The sequence below is a fragment of the Salipiger pentaromativorans genome (assembly GCF_024721115.1).
GTDB lineage: Bacteria > Pseudomonadota > Alphaproteobacteria > Rhodobacterales > Rhodobacteraceae > Salipiger > Salipiger pentaromativorans.
In genome coordinates this window covers 177,357-190,382 of sequence record NZ_JAMDHK010000004.1, presented here as the reverse complement: position 1 = coordinate 190,382, position 13,026 = coordinate 177,357, and the positions used below count along the sequence as shown (strand labels likewise).

Annotated in this window: 15 protein-coding genes; 10 read left to right on the top strand and 5 right to left on the bottom strand. The window is 66.9% G+C overall.

The genetic code is table 11. The annotated features are described in order from the left end of the window. Nucleotides 1-52: 52 nt before the first annotated feature. Nucleotides 53-670: a LysE family translocator gene (locus M4578_RS09220; RefSeq protein ID WP_258093155.1), complete on the top strand. Its 618-nt coding sequence runs from the start codon at nt 53-55 to the stop codon at nt 668-670. Between the two features lie 140 nt (nt 671-810). On the opposite strand, the gene M4578_RS09215 is transcribed toward M4578_RS09220, so the two are convergent. After that, the gene (locus M4578_RS09215; protein ID WP_258093154.1) at nt 811-1,599 is read right to left on the bottom strand and encodes an exodeoxyribonuclease III; all 789 of its coding nucleotides are present in this window, start codon (nt 1,597-1,599) and stop codon (nt 811-813) included. Between the two features lie 256 nt (nt 1,600-1,855). Next, entirely contained in the window at nt 1,856-2,260 is a 405-nt protein-coding gene (locus M4578_RS09210) for a RidA family protein (RefSeq protein ID WP_258093153.1), read from the bottom strand. A gap of 121 nt (nt 2,261-2,381) precedes the next feature. Between M4578_RS09210 and M4578_RS09205 the strand changes: the two genes are divergently transcribed. Together M4578_RS09205 and M4578_RS09200 are read left to right on the top strand one after the other, a co-directional pair. Beyond that, nucleotides 2,382-3,293, top strand: a complete 912-nt coding sequence (locus M4578_RS09205; protein ID WP_258093152.1) for a LysR family transcriptional regulator — start codon at nt 2,382-2,384, stop codon at nt 3,291-3,293. A gap of 425 nt (nt 3,294-3,718) precedes the next feature. Next, nucleotides 3,719-4,615 (top strand): DUF817 domain-containing protein, encoded by an 897-nt coding sequence (locus M4578_RS09200; protein WP_258093151.1) that lies wholly within the window; start codon nt 3,719-3,721, stop codon nt 4,613-4,615. Here the strand turns inward: M4578_RS09200 and M4578_RS09195 are convergent. Genes M4578_RS09195 through M4578_RS09185 form a run of 3 tightly spaced genes read right to left on the bottom strand, consistent with a single transcriptional unit; the run spans nt 4,545 to nt 6,502 of the window. Next, complete coding sequence (locus M4578_RS09195) at nt 4,545-5,447, bottom strand: DMT family transporter (RefSeq protein WP_258093150.1); 903 nt, start codon at nt 5,445-5,447, stop codon at nt 4,545-4,547. The two genes, M4578_RS09200 and M4578_RS09195, sit on opposite strands and share 71 nt — an antisense overlap. Nucleotides 5,448-5,507: 60 nt before the next feature. Next, complete coding sequence (locus tag M4578_RS09190) at nt 5,508-6,047, bottom strand: pseudouridine synthase (RefSeq protein ID WP_258093149.1); 540 nt, start codon at nt 6,045-6,047, stop codon at nt 5,508-5,510. Continuing rightward, nucleotides 6,041-6,502 carry a nucleoside deaminase gene (locus M4578_RS09185; RefSeq protein ID WP_258093148.1) on the bottom strand — a complete coding sequence of 154 codons (462 nt, stop codon included), beginning with the start codon at nt 6,500-6,502 and terminating at the stop codon, nt 6,041-6,043. The genes M4578_RS09190 and M4578_RS09185 overlap by 7 nt, the downstream gene beginning before the upstream one ends. 77 nt (nt 6,503-6,579) lie before the next feature. Here M4578_RS09185 and M4578_RS09180 point away from each other — a divergent pair, with 77 nt between their 5' ends. The 7 genes from M4578_RS09180 to M4578_RS09150 all read left to right on the top strand — a co-directional run bounded on the left by M4578_RS09180 (nt 6,580) and on the right by M4578_RS09150 (nt 13,022). After that, the gene (locus M4578_RS09180) at nt 6,580-7,404 is read left to right on the top strand and encodes a pseudouridine synthase (RefSeq protein WP_258093147.1); all 825 of its coding nucleotides are present in this window, start codon (nt 6,580-6,582) and stop codon (nt 7,402-7,404) included. Between the two features lie 102 nt (nt 7,405-7,506). Next, entirely contained in the window at nt 7,507-7,704 is a 198-nt protein-coding gene (locus M4578_RS09175; protein ID WP_258093291.1) for a hypothetical protein, read from the top strand. A gap of 25 nt (nt 7,705-7,729) precedes the next feature. Continuing rightward, the gene (locus M4578_RS09170) at nt 7,730-8,578 is read left to right on the top strand and encodes a hypothetical protein (RefSeq protein WP_258093146.1); all 849 of its coding nucleotides are present in this window, start codon (nt 7,730-7,732) and stop codon (nt 8,576-8,578) included. Nucleotides 8,579-8,752: 174 nt separating this feature from the next. After that, on the top strand, nt 8,753-9,643 hold the full coding sequence (locus tag M4578_RS09165; protein ID WP_258093145.1) for a 5-bromo-4-chloroindolyl phosphate hydrolysis family protein: 891 nt from the start codon (nt 8,753-8,755) through the stop codon (nt 9,641-9,643). 37 nt (nt 9,644-9,680) lie between these two features. After that, nucleotides 9,681-10,883: a toxic anion resistance protein gene (locus M4578_RS09160; protein WP_258093144.1), complete on the top strand. Its 1,203-nt coding sequence runs from the start codon at nt 9,681-9,683 to the stop codon at nt 10,881-10,883. A gap of 3 nt (nt 10,884-10,886) precedes the next feature. Further along, a complete protein-coding gene (locus M4578_RS09155; RefSeq protein WP_258093143.1) occupies nt 10,887-11,867 on the top strand; it encodes a DUF2927 domain-containing protein in 981 nt (326 codons plus the stop codon). Between the two features lie 18 nt (nt 11,868-11,885). Then, nucleotides 11,886-13,022: an SPFH domain-containing protein gene (locus M4578_RS09150; protein ID WP_258093142.1), complete on the top strand. Its 1,137-nt coding sequence runs from the start codon at nt 11,886-11,888 to the stop codon at nt 13,020-13,022. Nucleotides 13,023-13,026: the final 4 nt, after the last annotated feature.

The window sequence follows — 13,026 nt, the reverse complement described above, 5'->3', positions numbered from 1 at the left end:
TTTGCTGCCGTCGGTGCCGGGTTACTCAGCGAGAAGAGCTTGAGGAAACGCTATGACCGAATGGATTGCTGTCATCACCATCACGATCTTCGCCGTCATCAGTCCGGGACCGGACTTCGCCATGGTGTCGCGCAATTCTTTGTCGCTTTCCCACCGGGCGGGCATCCTGACCGCGCTTGGCATTGGTGCGGGCGTCCTGGTCCATGTCAGCTACACGCTGCTTGGTATCGGGGTATTGATCCGGGAGACACCAGCTCTGTTCGATATTCTGAAGCTGGTCGGCGCGGCCTATCTCGTCTGGTTGGGAACGAAGATGCTCTTGAGCCACAAGGCTGAGGGACCGGTTTCCGCGACCGAAACGGTCCTGTCCGACCTTGGCGCCTTGCGGGTCGGTTTCCTGACCAACGCATTGAACCCCAAGACAACGCTCTTCATCGTCAGCCTATTTATGCAGGTCGTTCAGGCAGATACACCGCTCGCGACAAGACTTGCCTACGGAATGTTCATTTCGCTGGCCCATGTGGCGTGGTTCTCCATCGTCAGCCTGTTCTTTGGCGCTCCGCCTGTCCAGCGGCGTATTTTCGATGCACGTCATTGGATTGACCGGGGTTTCGGCGTTTTCCTGGTCGGCTTCGGCATTGCACTGGCAGCGACCGAGCTGGCCCCGTGATCTTTGCAACATCCTGCAAGGGGATGCCCGGCGCGACCGACCAACCTTGTCCCCCACAGCAGACACTCTGACCATGTCATAGCCTCGGGACCCAGCCAACGACATCCCGCCAGACACGCCCCCGGCGCACCCCTGCTCGTTCAGAGATCGAAGGTCGCGAACACCGGCGCGTGGTCCGAGGGTTTCTCCCAGCCGCGCGCGGCGCGCAGGATGCGGCTGTTATGGCCCGCGCCCGCGATGTCCGGCGTGGCCCAGATGTGATCGAGCCGGCGGCCCTTATCCGCCGCGTCCCAGTCGCGGGCGCGGTAGGACCACCAGGAATAAAGCTGCCCCTCGGGAATGTCCTTGCGGGTGATGTCGACCCAGCCGCCCGCCTCCTGCGTCGCCCCCAGCGCCTCGACCTCGACCGGGGTGTGCGAAACCACCTTCAGAAGCTGTTTATGCGACCACACGTCGTCTTCGCGCGGGGCGATATTGAGATCCCCCACAAGGATCGCCTTGCCCGGCTTCTCCGCATGGAACCAGTCGCGCATCTCGGCGAGGTAGTCGAGCTTCTGGCCGAATTTCTCGTTCACCTCCCGGTCGGGCACATCCCCGCCCGCGGGGACGTAGAAATTGTGGATCGTCACGCCGTTTTCCAGCTCGGCGGCCACATGGCGGGCATGGCCGAGATCCGCGAAATCCTTGTCGCCCAGATCGCGCAGCGGCTGTTTCGACAGGATCGCCACACCGTTATAGCCCTTCTGACCGCGCGCCACGATATGGCCGTAGCCCAGCGCCCGGAACGCCTCCATCGGGATCTTGTCCACCGGGCTCTTGCATTCCTGCAGGCAGAGCACATCCGGCGCCTCTTCTGTCAGGAGCTTGGCCACCAGTGCCTCGCGCAGACGGACGGAGTTGATGTTCCAGGTGGCGAGGGTGAAGGGCATGTCTCTCTCCTGCTGATGCCGGCAGAACCTCGCACCGGGAGGGGGAAGGCGCAACCCGGGAGATGCGGAAGCGGCAGCCGTTTTGAGGCGGCCGACGCGGCCGTCCGGTGCAGGGATACGGCGCCCGGACAGCGATCGCGCTCCCGCGCAGGCCGGCGGCGCCCGCGGGAGGCGGATCTGCCGGCAAGGCGGAGCGCCGGCCGGCGGCGGCGCCGGCGCGGTCTCCGGCCCTGTCGCGCGCGGGCGGTCGCGGGTGTCAGCCCGGAACGCTCACCACCATCTCCACCTCGAGCAGCAGATCGGGTGCCGCCAGAGAGCGCACCCCGACCCCCGTCAGGCTTGGCCGGGCGCCGGCCAGGAAGGCACCGAGCCGGGTCATGACAAGCTCCAGCGTTTCGGGGCTCAGATCGGTCGTATAGGCACGCATCTGCACGATCTGCTCTGGCCCGGCCTCGAGCGCCGCCAGTGCGTGGCCCAGGTTTTCGATCACCACGCGGGTCTGTTCCGCGAGCGTGCCGGGCACCGCGCCGCCGTCGCGCCGCCAGGCGACCTGCCCCGAGACAAAGGCAAGCCGCCCGGGCGGGGCCACCGAAATCTGCGAATAGCCGGCGCGCCCGGCGTCGGGCAGCGTGGGCGGGTTCATGCGGGTGAGGGGATCCATCCTCTTCTCCTTTTCAACGGTCTCATCGGCCGCGCGCTGGCTGACAGGCGCGGTCCGAACCCTTATGTATGCGCCAGCAAAGACGAACAGGATTCCATTCTATGACGATTGGAAAGCGGCAATGACGCGCACGGCCCTGAGCGGCGCGCAGGTAGACGAGTTGATGGCCTTCCTTGCGGTCGTGGAGGCGGGCAGTTTTGTTGCGGGCGGCCAGAGCCTGGGGCTCTCGCGCTCGGCCGCCGGCAAGGCCGTCGCGCGGCTCGAGGCGCATTTCGGCACCCGGCTTCTGCGCCGGACCACCCGCGCCCTGAGCCTGACCGAAGATGGCCGCCGCCTGCACGCCCAGGCGCTGGCGCTGCGCGAAACGCTCGACAGCATCGGCGGTGAACTCACCACGGGGGCGGGCGATCCGCGTGGTGAGTTGCGGATCAGCGCGCCCGATGCTCTGGGGCGGCGGCTGGTGCTGCCGGTCGTGCAGCGGTTTCTCGACCGCTGGCCACAGGTGCAGGTGGAGATGAGCCTTTCCGACCGCGTCACCGACATGGTGACAGACGGCACCGACCTGGCCATTCGCATCGGTGTCAGCACCCCGAACCCCGGGCTGATCTGCCGGACCCTGCGGCGGGAACCGCTGGTGCTGTGCGCAAGCCCCGCCTACCTCGCCCGGACCGACCCTCCGACACGTGTCGAGCATCTGAGCCGGCACGATCTGCTGATTCACAGTCACCAGCGCGCGCGGCTGACCTGGCAGATGCAGGAGCGCGACGGCACCTGGATGCGGGTTGCCGGGCGATCCCGGCTCCGGATGGATTCCGGCGAAGCCCTGCGCGAAGCGGCGCTGGCCGGAATGGGGCTGGCCCTGCTGCCGGCAAGCCTGGTGCGCCGCGACCTGGGCTTGGATCATCTGAGGCAGGTCTTGCCGGATCACGATGCCGGATCGGTCGAGATCATGGCGCTTTACCCGCACCGACGGCTGCTCGATGCGAAAGTGCGGCAATTCGTGGATCTGCTGGCCACAGAGCTTGCCCCCTGAGCGGGCCGCCCGTCTCCGGTCGGATGGAAAAGGCAAGGAGACGGCCCGAGCCCCCGAAGCCGGGGGGAGGGGGCCATCGCCGGGCGCGAGCGCAGGCCGGACGGTCCGTTCGGGTCGCTTGCCGCCTCTCGCGCCGCCGATGTCATCCGGACGACGCGACAGCGTCAGATCCTGCCCAATCGGCACAGCGCAACCCGCGCAGGGACCGTCGCTCGTCGTATAGAGGGACGGCGGCACACGGGGAGCCGGATGCATGGGCCACACACCCTAGAAACGCGGGCCGGCACGCGCCGCGCGTGCCCGATCCTCGCCCCGGTGGGTTTGCCGCCAGGGCCGCGCCCCTCGTCAGCCCCTCATAGGCGGCCCCCTGCCCCTGCCGGTATTCCCCACTCGACAGGCCCGCGCCCACCGCGCCATATGACGCCATGAAACCGACCCGCTCTCTTGAACGCGCGCTTGGCGACTGGATGCGCGGCCTGCTGCCCCGCTGGGCGCAGGAAGCCGTGATGTTTGTGCTGAAACAGGGTTGGGCCTGCCTGTTCGGGGCGCTGATGCTGGCCGGACTGCTGGTCAGCAAGGCGATCTGGCAGGACGGCTGGGCCGTCGCGCGCTACGATGCGCTGCTGGTCTATGCGGTGGCGCTACAGGCGGGGTTCCTGCTCTTTCGGCTGGAGACGCTGGCCGAAGCCAAGGTGATCCTGCTGTTTCACCTCACCGGCACCGCGATGGAGTTCTTCAAGGTCGGCGCCGGAAGCTGGGCCTATCCCGAACCGGCGGTGCTGAAGCTCTGGGGCGTGCCCCTGTTTTCGGGCTTCATGTATGCCTCGGTCGGCTCCTACATGGCACGGGTGATCCGCATCTTCGACATGCGCTTCGCCCCCTACCCGCCGTTCTGGACAACGCTGCTGCTGGCGATCGGGATCTATGTGAACTTCTTCGCCCATCACTACCTGCCCGATGCACGCTATCTACTGATGGCGGCGACCCTGCTGCTCTACGCCCGCACCCGCGTGTGGTTCAGCACCGGTCACGGCACACGCTGGATGCCGCTGCCGCTGGCCGCCGGCCTGACCTCGGTCTTTCTCTGGATCGCCGAGAATGTCGGCACCAACACCGGCACCTGGGTCTATGCCGGACAGGCGGATTTCGAGATGGTGAGCTTTGCCAAGATGGGCTCGTGGTATCTGCTGCTTTACGTGAGCTTTGTCACGGTCACCCTCGTGCTGCGCGATGCGCTGAGCCGCGCGCCGCTTACAGCACCAGCACGAGCACCAGGATCGACAGCCCAAGAAAGCCGATCCCCGCAAGCTCCCGCATCGTGACCCGCTCCTTGAAGAACAGCACCGAAACCAGGATCGAGAACACCAGCTCGATCTGCCCCATGGCTTGGACATAGGCGGCGGTCTGCAAGGTGAAGGCAATGAACCACGACAGGCTGCCCGCCATCGAGACCAGACCGAGCCAGACCGCCATCCGCCGGGTGCCCCAGACCGCCGAGATCTGACCCTTTTCGGCGCCGCGCAGCCACAGCGCCATGGCCGCGACCTGAAACAGCAGCACGCAAAGCAGCGTGACCGAGGCGCGCAGAACCGGATCCTCGGAGGCCACGGTCAGCGAGGCGCCGCGATAGCCCACCGCCGAGAAGGCAAAGAAGAACCCCGAGGCAAGCCCCAGCACCACCGTGCGGTTGCCGAACCGCCGCAGCCACGAGCCGCCCGCCCCCGGCATCTCCGACAGCAGCAGCACGCCGACCAGCCCGATCAGGATCGCGCCCCAGCCCGCCGGCGAGATGCGCTCGCCCAGCAGGACGAGCCCGACCAGCGCGGTCTGGATCACCTCGGTCTTCTTGAAGGTGATCCCCACCGCAAAGTTGCGCTGCTTGAAGATCGCGATGACGCAGACCGTGGCCAGGATCTGCCCCAGCCCGCCGGTCACCGCATAGGGCCAGAACCCCGCCCCCATCTCGGGCCAGCGCTGCCCGGTCGCCAAGATATAGAGCCCGGTGACCAGCGCGGCAGCAGGCAGTGCGTAGAGGAAACGCGCGAAGGTGGCACCGGTGGCGGAGAGCCCGCCCATGCTCAGCACCTTCTGCAGCATGAAACGCAGCGTCTGAAAGAACGCGGCAGAGATGGTGACGACGATCCAGAGGTCCATGGCCCGCAGCTATGGCGCCCTTCGGCGCAAATGACCAGATCTGTCGCCGGCGCGGCCTGCTCAGAGCGCGCGCCATTCCCCGGGCGCGAGCCCCTGCACCGTCCAGTCCCCCACCGACCAGCGCACCAGCCGCAGGCAGGGCAGCCCCACATGCGCCACCATGCGGCGCACCTGCCGGTTGCGGCCCTCGGTGATGGTCATCTCCAGCCAGGCGTCGGGCACGGTCTTGCGGAACCGCACCGGCGGGATGCGCGGCCAGAGCAGCGGTGGTGGGATACGCCGGACCTGCGCCGGGCGGGTCGGCCCGTCCTTGAGCGTCACCCCAGAGCGCAGCTGCGCAAGCTGCGCATCCGTCGGATCCCCCTCGACCTGCACCAGATAGGTCTTGGGCTTCTTGAATTTCGGATGCGCGATGCGCGCCTGCAACCGCCCGTCGTCGGTGAGCAGCAGCAGCCCCTCGCTGTCGCGGTCGAGCCGCCCCGCCGGATAGACCCGCGGCATGTCGATATAGGCCGACAGCGTCGCGCGCGGACTGCCTTCGGTGCCCTTGTCGGTGAATTGCGAGAGCACCCCAAAGGGTTTGTTAAAGAGAATCAGCATCCCCTGTCCCGCCTCTCGGCAAAGAAGCTCCGGAGCAGCGTTTCGGCCTCTTTTGCCGCAATCCCGTCATAAATCTCGGGCGTATGGTGGCATTGTGGATGCGAAAACACCCGCGCGCCATGCGCCACGCCGCCGGATTTCGGATCGCCCGCGCCGTAGTAAAGCCGCCCGATCCGGGCAAAGGAAATCGCCGCCGCGCACATCGGGCAGGGCTCGAGCGTGACGTAGAGATCATGCCCCGGAAGCCGTTCCGACCCGGCGGCGGCGCAGGCCGCCCGCAGCGCCAGAACCTCGGCATGCGCCGTGGGATCGTTCAGTTCGCGCGTCCGGTTCCCGGCGGCGGCCACAACCGTTCCCGCCGGCGAAACGACCACCGCGCCCACCGGCACCTCGCCGCGCGCGGCGGCGGCGCGGGCCTCGGACAGCGCCTGCTCCATATGACTGCGAAAGCTCATGGCGCGGTGATAGCCGAGCGGCGGCGCTTTGGCGAGGCGGCTTCCCCCGGGCGCGGCTTTGCAGTAAGCGGGGACGCATGACAAAGCCTCCTGCCCGCCCCAGCAAAGACCCCCAGACCCCGCCCGGCGACCGCATCGCCAAGGTGCTGGCACGCGCCGGCGTGGCCAGCCGTCGCGAGGCGGAGCGCATGATCGAGATGGGCCGTGTGACGGTGAATGGCGAAACCATCACCCGCGCCGCGCTGAACGTCACCGCGCAGGACAAAATCACCATTGATGGCAAGCCCTTGGAGGCACCGCAGGCGCCCCGCCTCTGGCTTTATCACAAGCCCACCGGGCTGGTGACCACCACCCGGGACGAGCAGGGCCGCCCGACGATCTATGACGATCTGCCCGACGATCTGCCGCGAGTGATGAGCGTCGGCCGGCTCGACCTCAATTCCGAAGGGCTGCTGCTGCTGACCAATGACGGCGGGATCAAGCGGCGGCTCGAACTGCCCTCGACCGGCTGGCTGCGCAGGTACCGCGTGCGGGTGAACGGCCGGCCCACCGACGACATGCTGGCGCCGCTGCGCAACGGGATCGTCGTCGATGGCCAGGCATTCCAGCCGATGCAGGTGGCGATCGACCGGCAGCAGGGCGCGAATGCCTGGCTGACCATCGGGCTGCGCGAAGGCAAGAACCGCGAGATCCGCCGCGCGATGACCGACATCGGGCTGACCGTGAACCGGCTGATCCGCGTCTCTTACGGCCCCTTCCAGCTCGGGCAGCTAAAGCCCGGAGAGGTCCAGGAGATCCGCGGCCGGGTGCTGCGCGACCAGCTCGGTCTCGAGGGCGCCAAACCCGACCGCCCGCAGCCGACACGCCGCCGGAAACCGCGCGGCGGGCCGCAAAAAGGCTGAGGACCCGGCACCGCTAAGCATCGGTTAACTTAGGCGAAAATTAGCCCGGTTTTTCCCGAGACACGCCCCTTTTTCGCCCGGATTCGGGGGCAGTCTTTGGCCATGATGACAACGATCCTCGCCTTCGCAATCCTGACTGCCACCACGCTGCTGGTTCTGGGGAACCTGCGCATGGTGGCGCATGACACGTTCGAAGCGCTGTCGCATGCCGCGACGCGGATGCGGCGCAGCGGCAACCCGGGCGCCAAGATCGCCTTTGTGGCGCTCTGGCTGCTGATCTTTGCTCTGAGCTATCTCTGATCCCCTCGTGAACGGAGCCTCCGCCATGGCCAAGACATTGCATGGACAGACACAGGACGACGGCATGGGCCCGCTCGATTCGGGCCTGAGCGTGCTGTTCCTGGCGGCCTTCCCGATGATCCTGCTGCTGTTTCAGGGCAGCCCGACCTCGGCCTTCGCTGGGGTACTGCAACTGGCGCTGTTCCTCGCGGCGCTGCGGCTCATCCATCGCGGCCAGCAATTGCAGAACGCCTATGACGCGGCCGAGACCGCCCGCGCCCCGCGCTTTCCGCGCAAGGCGACCGGCGCTGCGCTGATCGGGCTGATGGTGCTGCTGCTTGCCGGGCATCATTTCGTGTCGCTGCTGCTGCCGCTGGGTTTCGGCCTGATCGCCTCGGCGCTGACCGTCATGGCCTTCGGGCTCGACCCGATGAAGGACAAGGGGCAGCCCCTGGACATTGCGGCGCCGCAAAAGACCGACGGCCACGCCGCCCCCGAAGCGGTGCTGGCGCGGATCGACAGCACGCTCGACGACATGGTTCAGGAGATCTCCGATCTGGGCGATGCCGAGCTCTGCCGCCAGGTCGAGGCGCTGAAATCCAGCGTCATGGGGCTGATCCGCGCGCTTTGCGAACAGCCCTGCGACATGAAGCGCCTGCGCAAGCCGGTGGTGAAGTTCATCGACCTCATGCGCCGCGAGAATGCCAGCCTGCTGGCCGCCTGGGACTCTGGCGACCGGCAGCAGGCGCGCCGCCGCTATGTGGCGCATATCACCACGCTGGGCGAAGCCTTTGAAGAGAATGCCCGGAAAACCGGCGCAAAGACCGGTCGCGATGCATTCGAGCTTGAAGCGGACCTGCTTTGGATCCGCATGCGGCAAGACCGCGCCGCCTGACCGAAAGCCCGGGCCTTTCCCCCTAGCAAGTTGCCCGCTTTCCCCCTAAGTTTTCCGCGAACCGCGAAAATCCGGGAGGCGGCATGTCTGGGACGGCCTTGCAGAAGGTAGCCTATGTTCTTCTGATCGTGCTCCTGTTCGGGGTCACCTCGGGCTGGCTGGGGGGCCTCTGACATGGCGCAGCGCTACGGCGGGAAATACAGCCCCGAAGCCTCCGAATCGGCCGATGACGAACCGATCCGCCCCAGCCATTACCGTGGCGCCAAGGTGGATCCTGTGGGCGCGCGCTCGAACGTGCTGTTCGTGCCCCCGATCGTGCTGGCGGCGACCTCGCTCAACGATGGCGCCGCCGGGCTGACGCTGGGGCTCGCGGGCGCCGGTGTGCTGCTGCTCGGGGCCTGGCTGCTGCGTGACGGGCTGCGGGCGCAGGCCGCCTTCGACGAACGTCGCGTGGCGCGGCGCCCCTCGATCCCGCGCAAGATCTTTGCCGCCGGCCTCGCCGGGGTCGGCATCGCCATCGCCGCCTTCAAGGCCGAGCCGGGCGTCATCGCCCCGGCGCTTTACGGGCTGTCCGCCATGGTGCTGCATCTGGGCGCCTTCGGCATCGACCCGCTGAAAAGCAAGGGCATGGAAGGCATCGACACCTTCCAGCAGGACCGCGTCGCCAAGGTGGTGGACGAGGCCGAAGCCTATCTCACGGCCATGGACGATGCGGTGAAACGCGCCTCCGACCGCCAGGTCGAGGCGCGGGTCGAGCGCTTTCACCAGAAGGTCTCGCAGCTGATCCGGACGGTCGAGGAAGACCCGCGCGACCTGACCGCGGCACGCAAATACCTGGGCGTCTATCTGATGGGCGCCCGCGATGCGGCGGTGAAATTCGCCGACATCTACAGCCGCACGCAGGATCGCGGCGCAAAAAGCGATTTCATGATGCTGCTGACCGACCTGGAAGAGAGCTTCGGTCAAAAGAATGAAAAACTCCTGCTGGATAACAATGCCGACCTGACGGTCGAAATCGAAGTTCTTCGGGACCGGCTGCAACGCGAAGGCGTGCGGCTGAGTTGAGCCGAAGCGTGTAAATGAAAAGTCTGGGGGACATCCGATGTCTGAGAATGTGAGAGCCGAAGCCGAAAAGGCGCTGGCGATGGTTGACGAGGTGAACGCGGTGGTCCTGCCCGAGCCCGTCGAGGCGGCGGCGGTCGTACCGCTGGCCGATGCCACCCCGGAAGTGGGCGAAGAGATCCGGTCGCGCATGTCCGAGATCGACATGGCCGACACCAATTCCATCGTCTCCTTCGGCTCTGCCGCGCAAGCCGAGCTTCAGGAGATCAGCCAGGCCATGCTCGACGGTGTCCGCAACAAGGATGTGGGCCCGGCCGGCGACAGCCTGCGCAACATCGTCACCACGATTCGCGGCTTCTCGGTCTCGGAACTGGACGTGCGCCGCAAGCGGAGCTGGTGGGAGAAGCTGCTGGGCAAGGCCGCGCCCTTCGCCAAGTTCACCGCCCGCTACGAGCAGGTGCAGGGCCAGATCGACAAGATCACCGATAGCCTGCTCAAGCACGAGCACACGCTGCTGAAGGACATCAAGTCGCTCGATCTGCTCTATGACAAGACGCTGCAATTCTACGACGAGCTGGCGCTCTATATCGCCGCGGGCGAGGAAAAGCTGAAAGAGCTCGACGGCACGGTCATTCCCGCCAAGGAAGCCGAAGTGCAGGCCGCGCCCGAGAAGGATCAGGTGATGAAGGCGCAGGAGCTGCGCGACCTGCGCGCCGCCCGCGACGATCTCGAACGCCGGGTGCACGACCTCAAGCTGACCCGTCAGGTCACCATGCAGTCGCTGCCTTCGATCCGTCTGGTGCAGGAGAACGACAAGTCGCTGGTCACCAAGATCAACTCGACGCTGGTCAACACCGTGCCGCTCTGGGAAACCCAGCTTGCGCAGGCGGTCACCATCCAGCGCTCGGCCGAGGCCGCCGCCGCGGTGCGCGACGCCAATGACCTCACCAACGAGCTGCTGACCGCCAACGCCAAGAACCTGCGCGACAGCAACAAGATGATCCGCGAGGAGATGGAGCGCGGCGTCTTCGACATCGAGGCGGTGAAGCAGGCCAACTCCGACCTGATCGCCACGATCCAGGAATCGCTGCAAATCGCCGACGAGGGCAAGGCCCGCCGCGCCAAGGCCGAAGAGGAGCTCAAGAAGATGGAGCACGACCTGCGCGACACGCTGGCCTCGGCCAAGGCGCGCCGCGACGGTGTCGGCGACACCGCCGGCACCTCGGTGCCGAAAGGCGCCTGAGCCATGCGCGGGGGCGTGCGCCGTATCGCACTTGCGGTCAGTCTGCTTGCGGGTCTCTCGGCCTGCGAGACCTCGCCGCTTGCCCCCCGCAAGACCGACGTGCCGCCGCATGCGCGTCCGACGGGGCTGCAACCGGTGGCCCCGTCGCCCCGCAAACCTGCGGGGCAGTCGCTCGCCAGCCACGATCTCGAGGTCTATTACGCCCGCGTCCAGGCCGACCTTCTGGCGCAGGGCCTGCTGCGCACCGATGGCGGCGGCCCGGACACGCCCTTCACCGACACGATGTTGGCGCGGAACTTCGAACGCATCGCGCTGGCCGAGGAATACGAGCGCGGCGCCGGGCTGCGCCCCTCGCGCGGCGAGCTCGGGCGGGTGAAGAAATGGGTCAAACCGGTCCGCGTTTCGGTGGAATTCGGCGATCTCGTACCGGCGGATCAGCAGGTGCAGGACCGCAACATGCTGATCCAGTATGTCAGCCGGCTGGCGCGGGTGACCGGGCATCCGATCACCATGACCACCGGCGCGGCGAACTTCCATGTGCTGTTCATGTCCGAGGACGACAAGGCCAGCATCGCCCCGCGCATCCGCCAGCTCGTGCCCGATGTGAACCCCGCCGCGCTGGAGGTGTTCCAGAACCTGCCGCGCTCGATCCACTGCCTGGTCATCGCCTTTTCCGAGCAGCCCGGCGGCTATTCCTACGGCGAGGCCATCGCGGTGATCCGGTCCGAACATCCCGATCTGCTGCGCCGCTCCTGCATCCACGAGGAAGTGGCGCAGGGGCTGGGGCTGGGCAACGACTCGCCCCAGGCACGCCCCTCGATCTTCAACGACGACGACGAGTTCGCCCTGCTGACCACGCATGACGAGATGCTGCTGAAAATCCTCTACGATCCCAGGCTGAAGCCGGGCATGGACGCCGACACCGTGCGTCCCATCGTGCGGGATCTGGCTGCGCAGCTTGCCGGTGGCACAGGGCCGAGCTGACTTTCAAAGGAGCAACCAATGGGCATTCTGGATTTCCTCTCGGGCCAGTTCATCGACGTGATCCACTGGGTGGACGACACCCGCGACACGATGGTCTGGCGCTTCGAGCGCGAGGGGCACGAGATCAAATACGGCGCCAAGCTGACCGTGCGCGAGGGCCAGGCGGCGGTGTTCGTGCATGAGGGGCAGCTCGCGGATGTGTTCAGCCCCGGTCTCTACATGCTCGAGACCAACAACATGCCGATCATGACCTCGCTCCAGCACTGGCATCACGGCTTCCGCTCGCCCTTCAAATCCGAGATCTATTTCGTCAACACGACGCGGTTCAACGGGCTGAAATGGGGCACCAAGAACCCGATCATCTGCCGCGACCCGGAATTCGGCCCGGTGCGTCTGCGCGCCTTCGGCACCTATTCGGTCCGGGTGAGCGACCCGGCGAAATTCCTGAGCGAGATCGTCGGCACCGATGGCGAGTTCACCTCCGACGAGATCAGCTTCCAGATCCGCAATATCATCGTGCAGGAATTCTCGCGGCTCATCGCCGGCTCGGGCATTCCGGTACTCGACATGGCTGCGAACACCGCCGATCTGGGCCGGATGCTCGCCGAGGGGATTTCGGCCACCATCGCGGAATACGGGCTGAGCCTGCCGGAGCTTTACATCGAGAATATCTCGCTGCCGGAAGCCGTGGAAAAGGCGCTGGACCGGCGCACCTCGATGGGCGTGGTCGGCAATCTTGACGCCTATACCAAGTTCCAGGCTGCCGAAGCGCTGGGGGCCGAGGGCTCCGCCGCCGGTCAGGCCATGGGCACCGGTTTCGGCGCCGGGCTCGGCATGGCGATGGGCGCGCAGATGACCGGGATGCAGGCCGGACCCTGGGGCGCGCGCCCGGCGGCGGCGCAGCCCGCGCCCGCCGCTTCGGCCCCGCCGCCGCCTCCCCCGCCGCCGGTCGAACATGTCTGGCACATCGCCGAGAACGGCCAGACCAGCGGCCCCTTCTCCAAGGCGCGGCTGGGCCGCATGGTGACCGAAGGCGGGCTGACCCGCGAAACCTATGTCTGGACGCAAGGTCAGGACGGCTGGCAAAAGGCCGAGGACGTGACCGAGCTGGCACAGCTCTTCACCGTCATGCCGCCGCCGCCCCCCGGCGCGTGAGCGG